We start from the raw sequence: 21267 nt of genomic DNA, 5'->3' as shown, positions 1-21267 counted from the left end.
ACATTTCAAACATCGAGTATGGCAGTTTCAGCCACAAGAAACCGCGTATTCACGTTTTGTCGTCACCTGCAAACAGGGCTGTGAACAACTCGTGTTCGGCGGCCCGCAGGTGCTTCATGACGGTGGTCCGCGAGACGTTGACCACCTCGGCGACGTCCGCGCCCGTCGCCCGCTGTGGTCGTTCGAAGAAGCCCATCTTCGTCGCCACCGCGAGCACCTCGGCCTGCCGATCGGTGAGTCCAGCGACCGACACCGGGTCCGTTGTGTCTCGTGACCGGGAGCGCTTGGTCCGCAGTATCGCCCCTGGCCACGCCTCCCGGAGGTCCGCGAGGACGGTCGCCGCCAGCGTTCGCCGTGGGAATTCCGCCTCGACCACGAGTCGTGATCCGTACACCGTGTACCCCGTGATGAACCCCGCGTGCGTCCGAATCGTCTCGCCTATGGTCGGCGCCGTCGTCCGTACCTGCACCAGCGACCGCCCATCGGCTCCTTTTCTCGTCTCCGCGGAGACGACCGCGTCGACCGCGTCCCCGGCGGCGGCGAACGACACCGCTGTCGTGGCGTCCGATGCCTCGACGAGCAGCGATGCGACGCCACCCTCGCCTCTCGCCGGTCGCGTGGTCGTTACGGCGAGTGGATCGAACGGCGTCCCGCGCAGGTCGACACACATGGCGAGCAGCGGGTGACTCGAGTCGGTTACCTCGATCGCGAGCTGGAGTACCGTCGGCGCGGTCAACACCGACCGAACCTGCTTGCGGTGCTGGACGAATCCAACAGTCTCCGCGAATTCCGCCAGCGGCTCTCGCGGGTCGCCATCCGACTCGCTGGCGACGATGGCCCCATAGCACACGCCCTCGTACGTCGCCGGGACCGCGAGCAGGGTCACTGGCGTCGACTCGTCGCCGCCATCCGTTTCCACACGAGGGGTTCGGGCACTGATCGCCGACTGCGCCACTCCGGCGATCGTTCGTCGGCGTGCGACACTCTCGTCTGTGGTCGCATCCCCCGACCCACCGACTGCCTCGTCCGCGGTCGCAAGCACCGTCTCGCCGTCGGCCTCGACCACCCAGACGGCCGCCGCGCCGATCCGTTCGCGCGCCTGCTCTGCGATCGTCGCTGCGATCGCCGGGACCGCAGCTGTCTCCATGAGGAGCTGCCGAAGCGTCTCCGTGCTGTCGCGCTCCCGGCGTAGCTCGTCGCGTGCCTCGACGGCGGCTAGTTCGGCCTCCTTCAGCTCTGTCACGTCGAGCATTGACCCTTCGATGAACCTGCCGTCGTCTCCGTCGACAACCACGTCGGTCGCGTGCCCCCAGAACTGCGTGCCATCGAGCCGGGCACATCGCAGCGTTTCGTCTCGGAGGCTCGACGACCTCAACTCCGGCTGCGCACCGCCATCGGCTACCTCACCGCTACTGGTGGATACGCCCCCAGCGTCCGCGTCACCCAAGGTCCGAACCCACGGGATCGATGTAGCTTGGAGTTCCGCAAGCGACGCCGCGCCGAGCATCTCGACTAACGCCGGGTTCGCATAGCGGAGGCTCGGATCGGCGCTCTCGTCGACGCGGTACACGCCGACTGGCAGTTGCTCGATGAGCGCGGCGTATTGGGTGAGTTCGCGCTCGCGCTCGGCGAGCTCCGTGATATCGGTCAACAACAGCGCGTAGCCACCCGTCCCTCCGGCACCGGCGATCGCGGTTCGCTCGACGAACACCGTCTGATCGCCTATCACCACCCGGCGGTCAGCGGACGACAGCACCGCCTCGGGGAGATGCGCGCGGACGTCACTCGCGATCAACGCCTCGCGGTCAGGTGACCCGACGAGATCGGCCGCAGCCGCGTTGGCGTCGACGATGTGGCCGCTGTCGTGGACGAGCAGATAGCCGGTGGCGTGTGCCTCGAGCGCTTGGCTCCGTCCCGTGTGGACCCGATCGAACACCCGGTGTCTGTAGATCATCACCATGTCGATGGCCATCGTCGCGCCGATAGCCGCTGGGGTGACATCGAACCCCGACCCGCCTGGCGGATATATTTCGAGCGCGCGAAGCGTGAATACGACGACGGGGATGAGTGGGGCGATCCCGAAGATGATCCCGATGAATCGCGGCACCCGTCGGCGAACAACAGCCCACAGGATCGCGGTCGTCATCACCAGTGTCACGCCGACGGACCACAAGATTTGCACGCCGAACAACGGGGTAACCTGTTGTTCGATCGTGACGTAGCCGTCGCCCGCGTCGACGAGGAGGGTGTCGATAAACACCCCGTCCGGCGTCCCCACCGCCAGCGCAATCGTCGCCACCGGAATCACGAGTAGAATGCTCCACAGCCGACGCGTGATTCGCTCGGGCGCGACGTAATCTAACACGAGCACGACGAACAGCGACGGCAGCCAGGCGTGTCCGACGAACTCGAGGCGATACCAGAGTGTCTTCATCGCCGGGTCAGTGCTCGCTAGTTTAATTGCCGCCGTCCCGACCCAGACTGCGATCGAGATAGTAATTGCGGCGACCACGACAACCCGCCGGCGCCGCTCTCGATACAGCGTGTACCAGACGGCGTACAGACCGATGAGAAACGAGCTCAGGCTGGCGACCACAAACAGCCAGAGCACGGGAGGATACTGCCAGCTACTCATACACTACCTGACACCTCCCCAGAACACTGCCAGTTGCACACACATATCCCGCATGGGTTGCTATTAACGATGTTGCTCGGTGACGCTCTAGGGTCACCTGTACCGGTTTTGAGCCGTCTGTGCGTCTCTACTTCGATACGTAGGGCACATATCAAAGACTACGCTCCCGCACCCGACGTGTGCCCCATGGGCACTCACGCCTCTCCGAACGTGTTGCTCGTCGTGCTCGACTCCGTGCGGGCGGCGAACTGTTCACTGTACGGTGCGACACGCGAAACGATGCCGTACCTCTCACGCTCACCGACGAGTCGACCATCTACACCCAGGCTCAGACCCCCTCGAACTGGTCGCTGCCGAGTCACGTGAGCCTCTTCACCGGATCCGACGCACACATCCACCGAGTGACCGTCCACAACCGACTCCAACCCGGACATACGGTCTTCGAGTCACTCGCTGACAATGGCTATGCGACGAGGCTCTCCAGCGAGAACGGCTTCCTAACCGGTCGTGACGCGGGCTTCGCCGATCCCTTCGAGACGACGGTCGGGATACCCGACGACTACGATGACCACTATGACACGACTACGCTCTATCCCGGTCCCGACAGCTTCTATTACGCCGACCAATTCCTGGCGTTGAGTGCCGAGGTCGACGGTCCGTGGGCTGCGTGTCTAAACCTAATGGGCGCTCACCGGACCTTCGAGCCCGTGAGGCGCACGACTGCTGGGGCGACGGCCGTGTACGGACACTTCAAGCCGACCTCCCGATCCGCTATGAGTGGGCGTTCTACGGCGGCGATCGTCCGTACTGGCAGCTCGGCGCGCTCGAATCGCTGTACGACGGGGGTATCCGGCAGGCCGACGCGGTCCTCGAACACGCGCTCAAGTCGCTCCGGTCTCGAGGCGAGCTCGGCGAGACGCTCGTGGTCGTCTGTGGGGACCACGGCGACGGCTTCGGTGAACCCGGGCGCGTCCCCAATGAGCCCCCTGCCGTGTCACACGTCCTGCCGAGACACGAGGAGCCGTTACACGTCCACCTCGTCGTCCGGCCACCCGGCGGGGCGACCGGTGAACGAGTCGATGAGCTCGCCGCACTCACCCGATTCCCGGCCGTGGCTCGTGCACACGCCCGTGGTGATTCGCCATTATGCGGCTTCATCATCAACCGCGCACTCGCGCTCAAGCAACCCGTCACCGCCGACCTTCGCAAGCGGTTCGAACGGCGCTGTGACCCGGTCGAGGCGTATCTCGAACCGAGCCGTGCCAGCTACGAGAACGCGCCGAACACCTCTGGCGCCGTCCGAAAGCACTCCTACTGGGGCGACAGGAGAGTAACGACGCTCGTCCACGCTCCCGGTGTCGTCGAACACCACGAGCCGGTCAAGCCGGAGACGGTCGACCGATCCTTCCGTGACGGCGACGACGGCCGCGACTCCGTCCGCGAGCCGCTCGCGAGTCGACAACCCGACGCCGACGTTGAGGCACAGCTCGCCGCTCTCGGGTACTACTAACCGACGGACCGGGTGAAAATCCCCTTGTTGTGGGACGTCACTACTTCGCGCGGTGACCGCGCGAGGCGATCCGGTCGGCGACGACGACGCCGATTGCGAGTACGCCGCCGGCGGCGAGATCGGTGACCCAGTAGACACCGAGGTACAGCATCGAGAGCAGGATACTCGCGACGAGAACGCCGACGACACCCGTCCACCGGGGGAACTCGTCGTGCGTCGACACTGCGACGAGGAACACGGTGATCGACAACGCGGCCTACATCGACGGGAAAATGTTCGTTTCGACTTGATTCGGAGTAGACGGATGTCTACAGTACCATCCGAATAGTGGACTTACATGACATGGGTGCTCTCTTATGCACCTACGTATGTACGTGAATACGTACACAAGCACGTACCCGAAGCAGGAGTAGATATTAGCAGGGATACTACTTTATTGACGGCGTGTTTTAACGGGCGTTCCTCAGAACTCTCTCAGCAGTGTCGACACTCCTACTGATCCCTGACCGACTTCTTCTGGAACAGCGGCCACCTGTTCCATCCGAGGATAGTCTTATGTTTTGGTTCCATTTCTACGGGGCAGTTCAGCGCGACCGGCCGATGAGTACCGAACGAGCGCGCAAGAAGACTGTGGAGGAGTTGGATCTTCAGAACCTCGACGACGACGAAGTCGTCCAGCTCCTGAAGTTGGCGAACGAAGGAGTGTACGACACCGATGATATGCCTGAGCGGTGGCAGAGCGTCTTCGGAAAGATGGGCGAAAACCACCACCTGTAACGCTGCGCCCGGATGAAGAATCGAGAGGATGGACAAGAATCAGTCATCAGAGGTCAATCAAACACCGATCGCCGGACGCTATTTGGTTCTATCAGTATTTATAGATGTGACTGTGGAAAAGCGGGTAGGCCCAAGACAAAGTCGTCTCGGGATATATAATAAACGTGTGAGAGCCAAGGGCCGGATTTGAACCGGCGTTGGGCGGCTCTGCAGGCCGCTGCGTCTGACCAGACTCTGCCACCTTGGCGCCAGTCGAAGGTACCGCTGTCGAGCGTTTAAGCCTAGCGGTCGCGTGTGAGCGCGTACAGTCCGTTATATATGGAAAAAGCCCACGGACACGTTGTCCGTGGGCTAGATGGGAGTTGGCTCCCGTATGAGTGGGCAGGCGGCGACTCGTGGTTCCCAGAGGATCGCTCACTCCAGTACTTCACGATACGCTGGTGGGCTTAACTTCCGTGTTCGGAATGGGTACGGGTGTTCCCCCACCGCTTTGGCCGCCTTTACGCCGACTCTCGGACTCGAACCGAGACTCTCTACTGAGAGACTCCTGTGTCGGTCTGGTTCGATACCAACCGTGTATGTCGTGCGATCCAGTTACCGCCTGAACTCATGCGAGTCGTGACGCGTCAGCGCCAATGAATGTGGCTCGGTCTGTTAGTTCTCGTGGGCTTAACACCTCGTTGCCTCGGTGCGTACACCCCGAGTCTATCGAACTCGTCTTCTACGAGTGACCTCTGTGGTACCTCTTTTCCATGTGGGTTTCGAGCTTAGATGCGTTCAGCTCTTACCCCGTGTCGCGTGGCTACTCGGCATCTGCCCTTCCGGACAACCGATACACCAGTGGCGACCAAACGTAGTTCCTCTCGTACTATACGTTCGTTCACGTCAGGTACCTCACACCCCCAATAGATAGCAGCCGACCTGTCTCACGACGGTCTAAACCCAGCTCACGACCTCCTTTAATAGGCGAACAACCTCACCCTTGCCCGCGTCTGCACGGGCAGGATGGAGGGAACCGACATCGAGGTAGCAAGCCACTCGGTCGATATGTGCTCTTGCGAGTGACGACTCTGTTATCCCTAAGGTAGCTTTTCTGTCATCTACGGGTCCCATTCCGGAACCTCGTAGGTTCGCTAGACCACGCTTTCGCGTCAGCGTTCCTCGTTGGGAAGAACACTGTCAGACCATCTTTTGCTCTTGCGCTCTTCGCCGGATTCCCGACCCGGCTGAGATGATCTTCGGGCGCGCTCGATATCTTTTCGAGCGCGTACCGCCCCAGTCAAACTGCCCGGCTACCGGTGTACTCCTCCCGGAGTGAGAGTCGCAGTCACCGACGGGTAGTATTTCAATGCTGTCTCGGTGGCGTGCTGGCGCACGTACCTGTGTAACGACTCCTACCTATGCTGCACATCGGCGACCACGTCTCAGCGACAGCCTGCAGTAAAGCTCTATAGGGTCTTCGCTTCCCCTTGGGGGTCTCCAGACTCCGCACTGGAACGTACAGTTCACCGGGTCCAACGTTGGGACAGTGGCGCTCTCGTTTATCCATTCATGCAAGCCGCTACTGAAGCGGCAAGGTACTACGCTACCTTAAGAGGGTCATAGTTACCCCCGCCGTTGACGGGTCCTTCGTCCTCTTGTACGAGGTGTTCAGATACCCGCACTGGGCAGGATTCAGTGACCGTACGAGTCCTTGCGGATTTGCGGTCACCTGTGTTGTTACTAGACAGTCGGAGCGCCCGAGTCACTGCGACCTGCTCCTCAGAGAGCAGGCATCCCTTCTTCCGAAGGTACGGGACTAACTTGCCGAATTCCCTAACGTCGGTTCTCCCGACAGGCCTTGCCTTGCGCTGGCAGAGCACCTGTGTCGGATCTCGGTACGGACATCGTGCTTGCCTTTTCACGGGCCCTATGTACGGCTGACTTTCGCTATCTCGCGTTTCGCTCGCTTCGTGCCGTGACGGCGTTCACGAGTTTCCACGATTTGACCGGGCGAGTGCCCGGCTCAGCGTTCCACACGGCGTCGGCGTTTACTGCACGATGGCGCTGGAATATTAACCAGCTTCCCGTCGGTGTAGTCAAGTTGTGGTACACCTTAGGACCGGCTAACCCTCGGCTGAACGGCAGTGCCGAGGAACCCTTGCTCTTCAGGCCGTCGAGGTTCTCACCCGACTATCGCTGCTACTGTGACCAGGATTGTCGTTACTGGACGGTCCACACGAGCTCTCGCCCGGGCTTCCGTCCGACCAGTACGCCAACCTACGCGGTTGCCCCTGTCAAGGGCACGGCCAGGTCTCGGTGGTAGATTTGAGCCCCGATCATTTTGGGCGCCTCAAACCTCGGCCGGTAAGCTGTTACGCTTTTCTTAGCGGGTAGCTGCTTCTAAGCTCACCTCCCGGCTGTTTAGGGCTTGAGACCACCTTCGAATCGCACTTAATCTACACTTTGGGACCTTAACCCGGCTCTGGGTTGTTCCCCTCACGGTACACAGGCTTACCCCGCGCACCGGACTCCCTTCGTCTGCGGCGCCTGCGGGTTTGGAGTTCGACAGGATGGCCGACTCCTCTCGGAGGCGGGTCATCCAATCGGTAGCTCTACCCCGCGGGCTACCTCGGAAGAGGTCATGCTTCGACATGTTTCGGTTGGAACCAGCTGTTGCCAGGCTCGATGGGCCTTTCACCCCTACACACGAGTCACGAGAGGATATTGTAGAATACCAACTCTAACAGGCCTCCACGTGGCTTTCGCCACGCTTCACCTTGCTCGCGCGTAGATCGCCTGGTTTCGGGTCGCACCCGATTGACTCCCCGCGCTTGAACACGGTGGCCCTCGCAATGCTGCGGCCGTATCGGTTTCCCTGCGCCTTCCCCGGTTCACGGGTTAGACTCGCCAATCAAGTGCACTCCCTGGGTCGTTTTTCAAAACGCACGACACGACGCCGGCTCGACTCTCTTCCTACTGGAGGATCGCTCCTCTGTCGTTTTGAGAATCGCCTTGTACGCCCTGTCGCTCGATCGCCAGCTGATTTCAGGCCCTATTGCACCGCCCTTTTCGGGGTGCTTTTCAGCGTTCGCTCACGCTACTTGTTCGCTATCGGTCTCGAGGAGTGTTTAGCCTTCTCAGGGGATGCCTGAGCTGTTCACAGAGGATATCCGACCCCTGCTACTCTGGTATTGACGCCATCTGTACTGTTCTCTCGTACGGGGTTGTCACCCTGTTTCACGCTCCGTTCCAGGAGACTTCTGAGAGAGTGTCGAGATTTGGTTGTCAACCCGAACACCACATTGGTCCGAAGACCTTCGGTTTGGGCTGTGTCGCGTTTACTCGCGGTTACTGACGACATCGCTGTTGCGTTCTTTTCCTTCCCTTACTGAGATGTTTCAATTCAGGGAGTTCCCTATTGCGCGTGGCAATTGTAAAACGGATTCCGATTCGGAAATCTCATGTTCTTTCCCTCCATGCGGGTCCCATGAGCTTTTCGCAGCTTGGCACGTCCTTCGTCGGCTCTCGAGCCGAGCCATTCACCAGCTGGCACAGTAGCCAGTAGTGTGTCAGTCAACTCTCCAGAGGAGAGTGCTGACGGTGTCAAGTGACATAGTGTCACCCGACTGTATATGGTTCACTGACGTTCCACGAACTCGGATGAGTTCAGTGGACGTCTGGATCGCACGTATACACGGTTGTCATTGAATCGCCCCGGGTGTGACGGGGCGTTCGTCGAACCCTTCCCATCCGCGGTTTCCCGGGATGGTGCATCGGTCGTCGTGTTCGAACCGAGTCGCGTCTCCCACTTAAGGGACGGATTCGCTTCGAACGGACATGGACTCACTGGGATTCGAACCCAGGGCATCCTCCTTGCAAGGGAGGCACTCTACCGCTGAGCTATGAGCCCACCTTCCCCAAGGGGAAGGTCTGGTGTGTTGTGTGGGCCGTGGTCGTTCTAAGGTGTCCAAGCCGGTGGGTGGGCGGACGATACAGTCCAATGCGAATGAGTAGTGACCGTCGTGGTGACGGTCGTAAGGTGAGCTCGCCCAGAGGGCGAGTCTCGGGTCGGTGGAGGTGATCCAGCCGCAGATTCCCCTACGGCTACCTTGTTACGACTTAAGCCCCCTTGCGAAGCCCAGATTCGACGTACGTGGTACGCCTCATCCGGACCTCACTCGGGTGCTTTGACGGGCGGTGTGTGCAAGGAGCAGGGACGTATTCACCGCGCGCTTATGACACGCGATTACTACCGAATCCAGCTTCATGTGGGCGAGTTGCAGCCCACAATCCGAACTACGATCGAGTTTCTGAGATTACCGTCTCCTTTCGGAGTTGGAACCCTTTGTCTCGACCATTGTAGCCCGCGTGTTGCCCAGCACATTCGGGGCATACTGACCTACCGTTGCCCGTTCCTTCCTCCGTGTTAGCCACGGCGGTCTCCTACTGTCCCCAGCTACCTCGCGGTACTGCTGGCAAGTAAGGATGCGGGTCTCGCTCGTTGCCTGACTTAACAGGACGCCTCACGGTACGAGCTGACGGCGGCCATGCACCTCCTCTCTGAAACTCGGACAAGGTCATCAACCTGGTCGTCATTATTACAGTCGATGCTGGTGAGATGTCCGGCGTTGAGTCCAATTAAACCGCAGGCTCCTCCGGTTGTAGTGCTCCCCCGCCAATTCCTTTAAGTTTCATCCTTGCGGACGTACTTCCCAGGCGGTCTGCTTAGCGGCTTCCCTACGGCACAGCACCCACTCGTAGTGGGAGCCACACCTAGCAGACATTGTTTACGGCCAGGACTACCCGGGTATCTAATCCGGTTCGAGACCCTGGCTTTCGTCCCTCACTGTCGGATCCGTTCTCGCGACGTGCTTTCGCCATCGGCGGTCCGTCCAGGATTACGGGATTTCACTCCTACCCCGGACGTACCCGTCGCGCCTTCCGGTCCCAAGCCACGCAGTTTCTACCGGGCGCCCACCTGTTGAGCAGGTGGATTTCCCGATGGACTTGCGCGGCCAGCTACGGACGCTTTAGGCCCAATAAGATCGGCCATCACTTGGGCTGCCGGTATTACCGCGGCGGCTGGCACCGGTCTTGCCCAGCCCTTATTCTGGTACCGCCTTAGGGTACCGAAAAGCACAGGCGCTATGCCTGTGCACTTGGGATCCCCCTATCGCACTATCGTGCAGTGTAAAGGTTTCGCGCCTGCTGCGCCCCGTAGGGCCCGGAATCTTGTCTCAGATTCCGTCTCTGGGTTCTCACTCTCATGACCCATACCGATTATTGGCACGGTGGGCCGTTACCCCACCGTCTACCTAATCGGCCGCAGCCACATCCTTCGGCGCCGGAGCGTTTGGCATACCACTCATTCCAGTGGTGGTATGGTATACACTATTAGCCTCAGTTTCCCGAGGGTATTGTGTTCCGAAGGGTAGTTTGGCCACGTGTTACTGAGCTATTCGCCACGAGTCTGAACTCGTGCGACTAGCATGGCTAAATCGGATCCCAATAGCAATGGCCTCCGGCAGGATCAACCGGAATGAGTATCCTTCGAGCCTGATTCCCGGCTCGAAGGGGGTGTTGGCGGGTGTCAACGATGATGTTGACACACCATTGCATTGGTCTGTGTGGTGTCCGGTTCACCCAATGGCTTGGATGGCACCGAACAACCACGGCTCACATCAGATCACCGCTTACGCCGGAGCGCAGGGGGCGTGATCCTCATCTCTCGCGGACCTGAACGTACCGGACGACGGGACATAAACCCATCGAATCGGTACGGGTCCAGCGAAACCGGGCCGAGTTGAACGGCCCGAGTCCGCGATGCGTTCTTCGCATTTCTTCAAATGCCGGGGTTATACTTAACCCCGTCGAACTACCTCCGCCACGTCATGCGGTTTCATGCCGAGAAGAACGGGACAACTTGCCGGATCGTGCCGGAGCAGGTAGATAGCTGTCCAGGATGGCACCTCTGCCTCAAGGCGGTGATCAAGCCCGGAAGGCTCGGGGCGTATCGCAGCTAAAAGGGGAGATCGGAACCAGAGCGTTCGGAGGGGGTCTACTCCTCTTCGAGGTACTCGATACCCTGCTTTGAGACGTTGGCTTTCGTGATGTCGCTGAGATCGTTGAGCCAGAAGTCGTCGTCCGCTTCGTCGACCTCGGGAGCGCTGTCCTTCCAAGCCCATCCCTTGTACTCGTGGACCTTCTGGGTGCCTTTTTCGCGGAGCCGGAGCGTCGTCCGCTCCGCCTCCTCTTCAGAGGGTGCCGGGTCGAGCGTTCGGGCCGCTTTGAGCGCCGCCTGACGCGGCATGTTTCCCGAGAACTCGCTCGGTTCCGATCCGTCTTCCTCCCGAAGGGCAAAGTTTCGCTTACCGTCTTCACGTACCATGGTTTTGCCTCCGTGTGACACCAGCACACAGTCTGTAATAAATATATCGGGGAAATGAAAGCTGTACGGCACAATTTTTATATACTACCTCGGCGGCTGCTGGCGGTTTGCGACCTCAACGCGGGGGCGAGGCGATTGGTCGCGGACGATTTGCGGAGCGTTCGGCGCGCGCGACGCGTCGATCCGGGATCCGCGAGGCGGTCCGGTTCGTCCGTCACCGCGCGATTGAGGTACCGCATTCACCGGGCTTCGACGTCCGGTGATGAAGGCGCGGTCCGGCGTCGAGTGCGCGTAAACAACACTTATGTGTCTGCTATGGCGAAGTGCGACAAGCACACCCGCGATGGTCCGCAAAAAGAAGCTCAGCCCTAGTGGCGCCAAGGACGACGAGGGGGAATACCACAACGTCCACGTGAACCTCCACGAGGACGAACTCGCCGTCGCCGGCATGGAGATCGGCGACGAGGTGTTCGTTCGTGTCCGAGACGGGAAGATAATCATCCAGAAGGCGGACGCGAATCCGGACCAACTGGAACACGACTTCTGACGCGGACCGCGGAGTTCGTTACGCGTCCGTTGTCCGTCGACCGCGAGACGGACCGCGGTCGGCGGATTGATTGTCGCTCGTGACGAGACCCAGACGATGGGCGCGTACGATCTGTTGAAGCCGGCGCTGTTCCGGCTTCCGCCGGAGACCGCACACGGACTGATTCATCGACTGCTCGGCGGCGTCCAAGGGACCCCGGTCGCCGCCGCGCTCGCGGAGCGGTACGCGGTCGACGACGAGCGGCTCGCGGTCGACGCGTTCGGGTCGACGTTCCCGAACCCCGTGGGCGTCGCCGCTGGATTCGACAAGAACGCTCACGTCCCGCGGGCGCTGGCGTCGCTCGGGTTCGGTCACGTCGAAATCGGCGGGGTCACCGCCGAGCGTCAGCCCGGGAATCCGCGGCCGCGGCTGTTTCGACTCCCGGAGGACGAGGCGCTCGTCAACCGGATGGGGTTCAACAACGAGGGCGCCGACAGGGTGGGCGAGCGCCTCGACCGCGACCCGCTCCCGGACGTGCCGGTCGGGATCAACATCGGGAAGTCGAAGTCGACGCCGCTGGCCGAGGCCCCGGACGACTACCTGTACACGTACGAGCGCGTCGCGGACGCGGGCGACTACTTCGTCGTCAACGTCTCCAGTCCCAACACGCCGGGACTCCGGGAACTCCAGAACCGCGCCGCCTTGGAGCGCATCCTCGGGACGCTGGACGACGCCGGCGCCGACCCGCTGCTCGTGAAGCTCTCGCCGGACCTCCCGGAGCCGGCGGTCGCGGACGCGCTGGGCGTCGTCGACGACCTCGACCTCGACGGCGTCATCGCGACCAACACGACCACGTCGCGCCCGGACTCGCTGCGGAATCATAATCGGGCCGAGCGAGGCGGGCTCTCCGGGAAGCCGATCGAATCGCTCGCGACCGAGCGGGTGCGGTTCGTCGCGGAGCGCACCGACGTCCCGGTGATCGGCGTCGGCGGGGTCTCCGACGCCGCGGGCGCCTACGAGAAGATACGGGCGGGCGCCTCGCTGGTCCAACTGTACACCGGGCTCGTCTACGAGGGGCCGGGACTCGCGCGCGACGTCAACAAGGGACTCGTCGAACTGCTCGAGCGGGACGGCTTCGACTCGGTCGAGGACGCCGTCGGCGCCGACCTGTGAGTCGAGAGATAGAGAGAGACAGCGGACGAGACCGGCTTACGCGTCGTTTCGGACGATGACGACGACGCCGTCCGCCTGAAGCAGTTCGCCCTCGCCCCGGTACTGTCGCTCCTCTTCGACCGCGAACTCGTCGTCGACGAGCGTGACGCCCGCGACGCGGAGTTCGTCGCCGTCGAGTTCGTACTCCTCCTGCGCGAGCGCCGCCTCGATGTCGCCCACCTGGTCGCCGTACTTGGGACCCACCGTGGCGTAATCGAGGTCGATCCCCGTGATCACCGTCTCGACGGGCGCGTCGCCGTCGGGGTGGACCGAGAGGTCGTCGACGTGCATCACGCCGGTGATGTCGTCCTCGAGGCCGCGCACGTCGGCGTACACCTCGACCGCATCGAGCGCGGCGGTGAGCGGGAGTTGGTTCTCGCTTTTGTACTTCCGGAGCGCGCCGACGACGGCGGTCGCGGCGGTGCCGGCGTCGCGGTCAGCCTCGACCCCCAGCGGTTCGGGCCAGTCCGCGAGGTGGATCGAGTCGCTCGCGCCGTCGGCAAGCGCGACCGCTCCGCCGTCGGTCGCGTCCGCCGCGGCGTCCGCGTACATGTCGTGCCACAGCTCCTCGGTGACGTGCGCGAGGAGGGGCGCGAACAGCTTCAGGAATCGGCGGTGCGCAGTTCGGAGGGTGTACGCGGCCGCGTCGTCCTCGCGCTGTTTGGCGATCTCGAGGTAGTCGTCGCAGAACGTGTTCCAGAAGAAGCTCCGGAGCTCGTCCCGCGCCTTCGAGAACGCTCGGTCTTCGAGGAGGTCGGTGAGCCGCTCGACCTCGGCGTCGAGTTCGGCGAGCAGCCACCGGTCGAGTTCGCGGAGCCCGTCCTCGGGCTCGGCCGGGAACGGCTCCGGCGCGAGCGACTCGACGAGCTTCGAGGCGTTCCACAGCTTGCGGATCAGCTTCTCGCCCGCGCGGAGGTCCTTCTCCTTGAACGGGAAGTCGTCGCCGACCGCGGTACCGGCGGCCCAGTAGCGCGTGGCGTCGACGGGGAACTCCTCTAACACGGTCTCTGGCTCGACGACGTTGCCGACGGACTTCGACATCTTCTCGCGGTTCTCGTCGAGGACGTGCCCGTTGATCATCGTCTCCTCGAACGGGACCTCACCCGTGTGCTCGTAGCACTTGACGAGCGTGTGGAACAGCCAGAAGCTGATGATGTCGTGGCCCTGCGGGCGCAGGTCGAACCGGTACAGCTCCGGGTGCTCCATGGTGAACTCCTGGGCCTCCTCGTCCCAGTCCCAGCCGGCGTTAATCAGGGGCGTGAGACTGGAGGTGGCCCACGTGTCGAGCACGTCCTCCTCCGGTTCGAACTCGTCGCCCCCGCACTCGGGGCAGGCGTCGACGGGCGGGTCGTCGGAGAGCGGGTCGACGGGAAGGTCGGCCTTCTCCGCGACGACGACCTCGCCGCAGTCGTCGCAGTACCACACGGGGAACGGGATGCCCGAGGAGCGCTGCCGGGAGATGAGCCAGTCCCACTGGAGCCCCTCGACCCAGTGTTCGTACCGGGTGAACATCTTCTCCGGGGACCAGTCCATCTCCCGGCCGACCTCGAGGTACTCGTCCGTCTTGTCGAGCATCTCGACGTACCACTGCTCGGTGACGAGGAACTCGACGCTCGTCCCGCAGCGCTCGTGGACGTTGACGGTGTGGGTGATGTCGCGGCGGTCGAGCAGGGCGCCCGCCTCGTCGAGGTCCTCGACGATGGCCTCGCCCGCCTCCGAGGAGTGCAGCCCCTCGTACGACTCCGCGACCTCGGTCATGTGGCCGGACTCGTCGATGGCGACCCGGAGGTCTAAGTCGTGGACCTGGTACCACTCGATGTCGTTCTGGTCGCCGAACGTACAGCACATCACGATGCCGGAACCGGTCTCCCTGTCGACGCGCTCGTCCGCGATGATCGGCACCTCGTGGCCGAACAGCGGGACCTCGGCGGACTCCCCGACGAGGTGCTGGTTCTCGTCGTCGTCCGGGTGGACGAAGACGGCGACGCAGGCCGGGAGGAGTTCGGGGCGGGTCGTCGAGATGACGAACTCGTCGGCGTCGCCCTCGCCGTCACCGTCGTCGCTTCCGGCGACCGAGAACGCGATGTCGTTGAAGTGGCTCGCCTGCTCGTCGTCCTCGGTCTCGACCTGCGAGATGGCGGTCTCGCACTCGGGACACCAGATCGCGGGCGCCTTCTCGCGGTACTCGCGGCCCTGATCATACAGGTCGACGAAGGATAGCTGCGAGACGCGCTGGACGCGCGGCTCGATAGTCTGATAGGTGTGGTTCCAGTCGACGGAGACGCCGAGCGACTGGACGTTCTCGGTGAACTGCTCCTCGTAGTTCGCGCAGACCTCCCGGCACTTCGCCTGGAACTCCCGGCGCTCGAAGTCCTGATGGCGGATGTCGAGTTCGTCCTCCGTCAGGCGCTCGGAGGCGATGCCGTTGTCGTCGTAGCCGAACGGGAAGAACGTCTCGCCGCCGTTCATGCGCTCGAAGCGCGCGACGAAGTCCTGAAGGGTGAACCCGTACAGGTGGCCCATGTGGAGGCTCCCCGATACCGTCGGCGGGGGCGTATCGATGGAGAAGACGGTGTTCGGATCGACCGGGTCGTCGTCGGGGTAGGCGTACGTCTCCTCGTCGACCCACCGCCGCTGCCACCGCGGCTCGACGGCGTCGGGGTCGTACTCACCACTGGGCATTTCACGCACACGTTCCGCCGGTTCCCCCTTAACGGCCTCGGTTGTGTGGGGAAGGAGTACGCGGCAGCGCGGGTGGAGCCCCTTACACCACGTCGTCGAGGTCGTGTTCGGCCGCCATCTTCGACGCCTCGGACGCGAACCGCTCGACCTCGTCCGCCGGGCTCTCTCCGAGCGCGGTCTCCTCGACCTCGCGGCCGGCGGTGATCCCGTCGCCCGTGACGAGCCGCTGTTCGGCCAGCTCTTTCGTGTGCATCCGCTCGCCGTCCTCCGTGGCGTAGGTGAGCCGCACGAGTCCCTTCGAGTCGAACTGTCGGTCGACGAGCCAGACCGTGGTCATACGCGGCGATGAGTCCCTGCGAGGCTTAAAAAGGACGGTCGAGATCCGAGAGAACGCATGGTAGCAAGGAGCGATTTGGATGCCGATGCGGTTGGCGCGTGCCGACGAACGCCCGACAGGGCGTGAGTCGCACGCGCGAGGTCGCCGGCGGCGAAGCCGCCGGCTGCCAGAGGGACCTTCGGTCCCTCGCTGGAGTCGCTGACTCCCGGAGCGAAGCGGAGGGTGCCAGCGACGAGGCTGGGGAGGTGTGAGGTGCGGTTGCGGCGCGGGACTCAAAGGGGCGGTCGCGAGGACGAAGCACGGCGTTCACGAGAGCGGAGCTCTCGTGAGCCAACCAGAACGCGAAGCGTTCTGGTGACGACACAAGCACCGCAACGAGCCGCGCGAGTCCTCGCGACTGGGGCTTTGGAGGTGGTCGCCGTCGATCCGCGAGACACTGTTTATAAGCGAACGGCTGAGCATTTGGCGGAGGTCATCGCCGATCTGTTCTCGGAGTCTCCGGAGCTTTCCGGGTCTCGTCGTCACCGCTTTGTATCGGCTCACCGAACCAAGAGCCATGTACGTCGAGTTCGACCGCGACACCTGCGTCGGGATGTACCAGTGCGTTGCCGAGTGGGACGCCTTCGAGAAGAACCTGAACGACGGGAAGGCCGATTTAGAAGGAAGCGAGGAGGAAGGGGAGGACCTGTTCGTCGTCGAGGTGCCCGACGGCGAGGAGTTCGACGCGAAGTTCGCGGCGCGCTCGTGCCCGGTCGACGCCATCGAAGTGTACGACGACGACGGCGAACAGGTGGTGTAGACGGGTCTGGGCGATTGATGAATCATTTATAAATAGATACTGCCGAAGCGATTTGCACAGCGTCCTCCAAAGCCCCAGCCGGCGAGGACGACGCGCGACTCGCTGCGCTCCTCACTCGGTCGCTCACTACGTTCGCCCCCTCGTTGCGGTGCTTGCGTCGTCGAGCGTCGTCCTCGCCGGCTGCCCCTTTGAGTCCCGCCCCGACCGCACAGCACCGCAACCTCACGCCTCCCCAGCCTCGCGGTTCGCTCGGGGCTCCCTTCGGTCGCCCCTCACTCACCGCGTCCCTCGCACGCGCTGCTTCGCGGCCGCCGGGGGCGGCCGCTCGCAGGCGCGCGCCGAGGTGGATGGTCGAAGAAACGTGTCGATTCCCGCCCGATTCTATTTATAAGTGTTCGGCCACGTCCTCGGCGAAGTACGTGACGATCAGGTCCGCGCCCGCGCGCTTGAGCGCGGTGAGCGACTCCAGCGCGGTCGCTTCGAGGTCGAGCCACCCCTTCTCCGCGGCGGCGTGGAGCATCGCGTACTCGCCGGAGACGTTGTACGCGGCGATCGGCCGGTCGAACTCCCGCCGGAGGTCCCCGACGACGTCGAGGTACGGCAGGCCGGGCTTCACCATCAACACGTCGGCGCCCTGCTCGGCGTCGAGCCGTGCCTCCCGGAGCGCCTCGCGGCGGTTCGCCGGGTCCATCTGGTAGTGCCGGCGGTCGCCGAAGGCGGGCGCGCCGTCGGCCGCGTCGCGGAACGGGCCGTAGAAGGCCGACTCGTACTTCGCGGCGTAGCTCAAGATTGCCACGTCCTCGTGGCCCGCGGCGTCGAGCGCCTCGCGGATCGCTCCCACCTGTCCGTCGGTCATCGCGGAAGGGGCGACCACGTCGGCGCCCGCGTCGGCCTGCGACACCGCGGTGCGCGCGAGCAGGTCGAGGGTCTCGTCGTTTTTCACGGTGAGCGTCGGGTCCGACTCGGCGGTCTCCTCGATCACGCCGCAGTGGCCGTGGTCGGTGTACTCACAGAGGCAGACGTCGCCGATCACGGTGACGTCGGTCTCGGCGGATATCCGGCCGATCGCGCGCTGGACGACGCCGTCGTCGGCGTACGCCCGGCTCCCGGACGCGTCCTTCGACTCGGGGACGCCGAAGAGGATCACGGTCTCGACGCCCGTCTCGCGGATCTCCGCGACGCGGTCGACCGCCTCGTCGACCGGGACGCGCTCGTGGCCGGGCATCGTCTCGATGGGCACGCGCTCGTCGGTCGTCGCGTCGACGAAGACGGGCGCGACGAGGTCGGACGCCGAGAGGTCGGTCTCGGTGACGAGCGGGCGAACGGCGTCGGTCCGGAGGCGCCGGGGCCGGTCCGTGAGGTCCATGCCGACCGGTTGGTCCCGCGCGGACTTTTACCGTTCGTCTCGGTTGAGGGTCGCTCGACGCGGCGGAGACCGGTGACCGCGGCTACTCGGAGGACTCGATGTCGATCCGGTCGCGGAGCGCCGCGAGCTCGTCCGACTCCGCGAGCTCCTCGACCCGCTGTTTGAAGTGGGACTCGCAGAGCCCGACGACCACGCCGCGCTGCTCCGCCTCGTACGTGGCCTCCCGGTCGCAGTAGTGACACCGCATACGCCGTACTCCGTTCGGCGCGGGCTTAATCCTGTTCGTCGGTCCCCGCGCCGGGGGCGTCCCGGGCCGCGAACTCCTCGACCGGGACCGGCTCGGGCAGCCGCTCGCGGACCGGCTCGAACGCCGACGCCGTCAGTCCCGCGACGCCCAGCGTCCGTTCGTGCGCGTCCGTGCCGCCCGTTCTGAGCAGGTCGGCTTCGGCGGCGAGGCGGTCGATCCGCGCGTCGTCGACGGCGCGACCGTACGGGTAGAAGCGCTCGACCGCGTCGAGCGCGTCGCGGTCGCGAGCGATCCCGAGCGCGTCGTCGACGCGCTCGTACCGGAACGGGTGGGCGAGCCCGACGAGCGCGCAGGCGTCTGCGAGCAGGTCGAGCCCCTCGTCGAGCGGCGTCACGTCGCGCGCGACGTAGCAGGGACCGTCGTTCCCGATCAGCTCGTCGAACGCCCCCGCGTAGTCGTAGGGCGCGTCGGACTCGTCGATGGCCCGCGCGATGTGGGGTCGCCCGAGGCCGGCGCGGGGTTCGACGTCGAGGTCGACGCCGAGCCGTTCCTCGACCGCGTCGAGGATGGCGGCGCCGCGCTCCCGGCGGTCGCGCTGGAGGCGGTCGGTCTCCGCGTCGAGCGCGTCGGTGTGCTCGACGCCGTACCCGAGGAGGTCGAGGCGCTCGAACCCGGCGTCGACCCGGAGTTCGATCCCGCGGACGACCCGGACGCCGTCGCGCTCGACGACCGGCGCGTCGAGGCCCGGGTGGATCCGGTCGTGGTCGGTGACCGCGACCCAGTCGACGCCGGCCTCGCGCGCAGTCGCGGGCACCTCGTCGAGGGTCAGCGTGCCGTCCGAGACGACCGTGTGCGCGTGGAGGTCAGCGACGACGGGATCGGTGGAATCGGCGGAACGGGCGGATTCAGGGGGCATAGACGTGAAAAGGCGCGCGCAGCACTAAGCCACGACGGTTCGGAGCGAGTCGGCTGATCCCCCGGTCCGACCCGATATAAGGCGATATAAGGTATGCCCTCCGACTAAGGTCGTACATGGACAATCATTAAGAACCATCGGCGGTTTCCATTTGTTGATGCGCTTGAACGGCGTCGACGACCGACTCGAACGGCACCAGTACCCGACCACCTCTGAAGAGATCATCGCGGCTCACGGAAACGCGACCGTAGAGCTCGCGAACGGGTCCGAGCGGCTCGGCGACGTCTTAGAGCGGTTCGGCGACCAGACGTTCGAGGACGCGGAGGACGTGTTCACCGCGATCCGCGCCGGCGTCTGTCACCGCGGGGTCGGCCGTCGGTTCTACTCGGACCGCGACCCGACCACCGACGCGGAGGACGGACCCTCGCCGGTCTCGTTCTGACGCGGCGAACCGCGCGGAATCCGCACTCGTTTTTTCGAACCTCAATCGCGGAGCTTCGCTGAACCCCGCGGAGCAGCGAAGTTACGAACCGAGGTCGACGACCCCGGAGATGTCGAGCGGGACCGACCCCTTCCGGTACCCCCCTATCGACCCGTCCGGCTCGGCGCGGTACACGACGGCGGGCTTGTGACGGACCGCGGGTTCGGCCGCGCGCACCGCGTCCCACTCGTCGGCCGGGAACGACGAGCAGTCGACGAACAGCGTGACGCCGCCGGCGTGGGCGGCGAGCTGCCCGCTGGTCTTCGTCTCGACGGTGTCGCGGACCGCCGCGACGGGGTCGTTCGCGGAGCGCCCGGCGGTCGGCTGCGGGCGCGTTACCTCGACGAGCCGGCCGGCGCCCGTCTCCGGGTCCGTCGCGCGGTAGTCCAGCGAGTGCCCCGTCGTCACCTCGATTTCGGGAGTGACCTCGTACCCGGCCTCCGCGAGGATCCGGGCGGCGGTGAACTCGGCGATGGCCGCGCTCATGCGGACGAGATCGGTCGAGGCGGAGGTCCCGAGCTTCCCGGCCATCGTCTCGCGGTAGCCGTCGAGCGTCCCCGGCCTGAGCGTCTCCTCGACGAACCCGGTCCCGGCGTCGCGGGTCGCGTCCGGGAACCCGGCGGCGTGGTCGCGGAAGAACGCCCGGCTCGTCTCCGCGCCGTCCTTCGAGCAGAACACCGGGAGGAAGTACCACGAGACGTGCGGGTAGTCGGCCAGCCACGGCTCGTCGTCGTGGAGTCCGGCGAGCAGCTCCCGCTGCGCCCACCGCGAGACCGGGTACGGGACCTCGTCGAACCCGTACTTGTCCGTCCGCCAGAGCTCGCTCGGCGTCTCCGTGTTCCCGAGCCAGTACCCGACTGGGCCGCCGTCGGCGCCCGCCGGCGGGTCGGCGTCGTCGTCGGTCCAGCAGAACAGCGCGAACGACCCGTCGTCCATGTCGAACCGGCGCGCCTCGTAGTCCGGCGGCGGCGCGAACCACGGGTCGCCGGCGGTCGCTCCGAGGTTCTCGTCGAGCGAGCGGCCGATCTGCGACCGGACTCGGTCCGCGGTCCACCGGCCGGGCGAGCGCCTGAAACGGAGCGGTTGTGCCACGTGCGTGTGGTATCACACCGCGGGGTTAATCGATTCCGGTGGAGGGGAGGGTCGATCACGGTTTATGATACTTTTGGCGACAGGTATATTACAGGAAACGGCCAAGTGTGGGTGTACCATGTCAATGGGTGCCTATGACGAGGCCGAACACGAGCGTCGCGAGAAGAAGACCAGCGAAGTCGACGCCGACTTCGACGCGGAGCGGCCCGAGTACTCCGGTTCCCTGACCTACGACTCGGGCGACTCGACGGAGGCACTCCTCGACAAGTTCGAAGAGCTTCAGGGGAAGTGACGCGGCCGCGGCGACGCCGCGCCTT

At 64.2% G+C, this 21267-nt stretch carries 17 protein-coding genes, 2 tRNA genes and 3 rRNA genes; 7 read left to right on the top strand and 15 right to left on the bottom strand.

The features are described from left to right. Positions 1-49: 49 nt before the first annotated feature. Together KI388_RS13745 and KI388_RS15455 are read right to left on the bottom strand one after the other, a co-directional pair. Complete coding sequence (locus KI388_RS13745; RefSeq protein WP_215087148.1) at positions 50-2635, bottom strand: histidine kinase N-terminal 7TM domain-containing protein; 2586 nt, start codon at positions 2633-2635, stop codon at positions 50-52. Positions 2636-3323: 688 nt separating this feature from the next. Continuing rightward, positions 3324-3578 (bottom strand): hypothetical protein, encoded by a 255-nt coding sequence (locus tag KI388_RS15455; RefSeq protein ID WP_251133163.1) that lies wholly within the window; start codon positions 3576-3578, stop codon positions 3324-3326. A 168-nt stretch (positions 3579-3746) separates the two neighbouring features. Between KI388_RS15455 and KI388_RS15450 the strand changes: the two genes are divergently transcribed. Next, positions 3747-4145 carry a hypothetical protein gene (locus KI388_RS15450; RefSeq protein WP_251133162.1) on the top strand — a complete coding sequence of 133 codons (399 nt, stop codon included), beginning with the start codon at positions 3747-3749 and terminating at the stop codon, positions 4143-4145. A 40-nt stretch (positions 4146-4185) separates the two neighbouring features. Here the strand turns inward: KI388_RS15450 and KI388_RS13730 are convergent, their stop codons facing one another. Continuing rightward, positions 4186-4383, bottom strand: a complete 198-nt coding sequence (locus tag KI388_RS13730) for a hypothetical protein (protein WP_215087146.1) — start codon at positions 4381-4383, stop codon at positions 4186-4188. Positions 4384-4745: 362 nt separating this feature from the next. Between KI388_RS13730 and KI388_RS13725 the strand changes: the two genes are divergently transcribed. Then, positions 4746-4922 (top strand): hypothetical protein, encoded by a 177-nt coding sequence (locus KI388_RS13725; protein WP_215087145.1) that lies wholly within the window; start codon positions 4746-4748, stop codon positions 4920-4922. A 171-nt stretch (positions 4923-5093) separates the two neighbouring features. On the opposite strand, the gene KI388_RS13720 is transcribed toward KI388_RS13725, so the two are convergent. The 6 genes from KI388_RS13720 to KI388_RS13695 form a co-directional block, all read right to left on the bottom strand. After that, positions 5094-5169 (bottom strand) — tRNA-Cys (locus KI388_RS13720). Positions 5170-5302: 133 nt separating this feature from the next. Then, positions 5303-5424: ribosomal RNA gene (gene rrf / locus KI388_RS13715) — 5S ribosomal RNA — on the bottom strand. 132 nt (positions 5425-5556) lie between these two features. Continuing rightward, positions 5557-8471 (bottom strand): 23S ribosomal RNA (locus KI388_RS13710). Positions 8472-8742: 271 nt separating this feature from the next. Continuing rightward, positions 8743-8814: transfer RNA gene (locus KI388_RS13705), tRNA-Ala, on the bottom strand. A gap of 162 nt (positions 8815-8976) precedes the next feature. Next, a 16S ribosomal RNA gene (locus tag KI388_RS13700) occupies positions 8977-10445 on the bottom strand. Together the 16S, 23S and 5S rRNA genes with 2 tRNA genes alongside form the textbook arrangement of a ribosomal RNA operon. Positions 10446-10962: 517 nt before the next feature. Then, the gene (locus tag KI388_RS13695; RefSeq protein ID WP_215087144.1) at positions 10963-11292 is read right to left on the bottom strand and encodes a non-histone chromosomal MC1 family protein; all 330 of its coding nucleotides are present in this window, start codon (positions 11290-11292) and stop codon (positions 10963-10965) included. Positions 11293-11635: 343 nt separating this feature from the next. Here KI388_RS13695 and KI388_RS13690 point away from each other — a divergent pair, with 343 nt between their 5' ends. Together KI388_RS13690 and KI388_RS13685 are read left to right on the top strand one after the other, a co-directional pair. Continuing rightward, complete coding sequence (locus KI388_RS13690; RefSeq protein ID WP_215087143.1) at positions 11636-11839, top strand: hypothetical protein; 204 nt, start codon at positions 11636-11638, stop codon at positions 11837-11839. A 96-nt stretch (positions 11840-11935) separates the two neighbouring features. Then, positions 11936-12991, top strand: coding sequence for a quinone-dependent dihydroorotate dehydrogenase (locus KI388_RS13685; RefSeq protein ID WP_215087142.1), 1056 nt, complete (start codon positions 11936-11938; stop codon positions 12989-12991). A gap of 36 nt (positions 12992-13027) precedes the next feature. Here KI388_RS13685 and KI388_RS13680 read toward each other — a convergent pair whose 3' ends face one another. Further along, a complete protein-coding gene (locus KI388_RS13680; protein WP_215087141.1) occupies positions 13028-15712 on the bottom strand; it encodes a valine--tRNA ligase in 2685 nt (894 codons plus the stop codon). 82 nt (positions 15713-15794) lie between these two features. After that, positions 15795-16049 (bottom strand): hypothetical protein, encoded by a 255-nt coding sequence (locus KI388_RS13675; RefSeq protein ID WP_215087140.1) that lies wholly within the window; start codon positions 16047-16049, stop codon positions 15795-15797. A gap of 556 nt (positions 16050-16605) precedes the next feature. Here KI388_RS13675 and KI388_RS13670 point away from each other — a divergent pair. After that, positions 16606-16848: a ferredoxin gene (locus tag KI388_RS13670; protein WP_215087139.1), complete on the top strand. Its 243-nt coding sequence runs from the start codon at positions 16606-16608 to the stop codon at positions 16846-16848. 385 nt (positions 16849-17233) lie between these two features. On the opposite strand, the gene hemB is transcribed toward KI388_RS13670, so the two are convergent. The 3 genes from hemB to KI388_RS13655 all read right to left on the bottom strand — a co-directional run bounded on the left by hemB (position 17234) and on the right by KI388_RS13655 (position 19377). Continuing rightward, complete coding sequence (hemB, locus tag KI388_RS13665) at positions 17234-18214, bottom strand: porphobilinogen synthase (protein ID WP_215087138.1); 981 nt, start codon at positions 18212-18214, stop codon at positions 17234-17236. Positions 18215-18296: 82 nt separating this feature from the next. Continuing rightward, the gene (locus KI388_RS13660; protein WP_199233636.1) at positions 18297-18461 is read right to left on the bottom strand and encodes a DUF6757 family protein; all 165 of its coding nucleotides are present in this window, start codon (positions 18459-18461) and stop codon (positions 18297-18299) included. Positions 18462-18486: 25 nt separating this feature from the next. Beyond that, complete coding sequence (locus KI388_RS13655; protein ID WP_215087137.1) at positions 18487-19377, bottom strand: PHP domain-containing protein; 891 nt, start codon at positions 19375-19377, stop codon at positions 18487-18489. Positions 19378-19534: 157 nt separating this feature from the next. On the opposite strand from KI388_RS13655, the gene KI388_RS13650 reads away from it, so the two are divergent. Continuing rightward, positions 19535-19819, top strand: a complete 285-nt coding sequence (locus tag KI388_RS13650; protein ID WP_215087136.1) for a DUF2795 domain-containing protein — start codon at positions 19535-19537, stop codon at positions 19817-19819. A gap of 81 nt (positions 19820-19900) precedes the next feature. Here the strand turns inward: KI388_RS13650 and KI388_RS13645 are convergent, their stop codons facing one another. Next, entirely contained in the window at positions 19901-20950 is a 1050-nt protein-coding gene (locus KI388_RS13645; protein WP_215087135.1) for a DUF5784 family protein, read from the bottom strand. Positions 20951-21074: 124 nt separating this feature from the next. On the opposite strand from KI388_RS13645, the gene KI388_RS13640 reads away from it, so the two are divergent. Next, positions 21075-21242, top strand: coding sequence for a DUF5786 family protein (locus KI388_RS13640; protein ID WP_004599209.1), 168 nt, complete (start codon positions 21075-21077; stop codon positions 21240-21242). Positions 21243-21267 lie beyond the last annotated feature (25 nt).

Source organism: Halorubrum sp. 2020YC2 (assembly GCF_018623055.1).
GTDB lineage: Archaea > Halobacteriota > Halobacteria > Halobacteriales > Haloferacaceae > Halorubrum.
The sequence above is the reverse complement of the archived record's forward strand: the minus strand, read 5'-3'. Positions and strand labels throughout refer to the sequence as shown.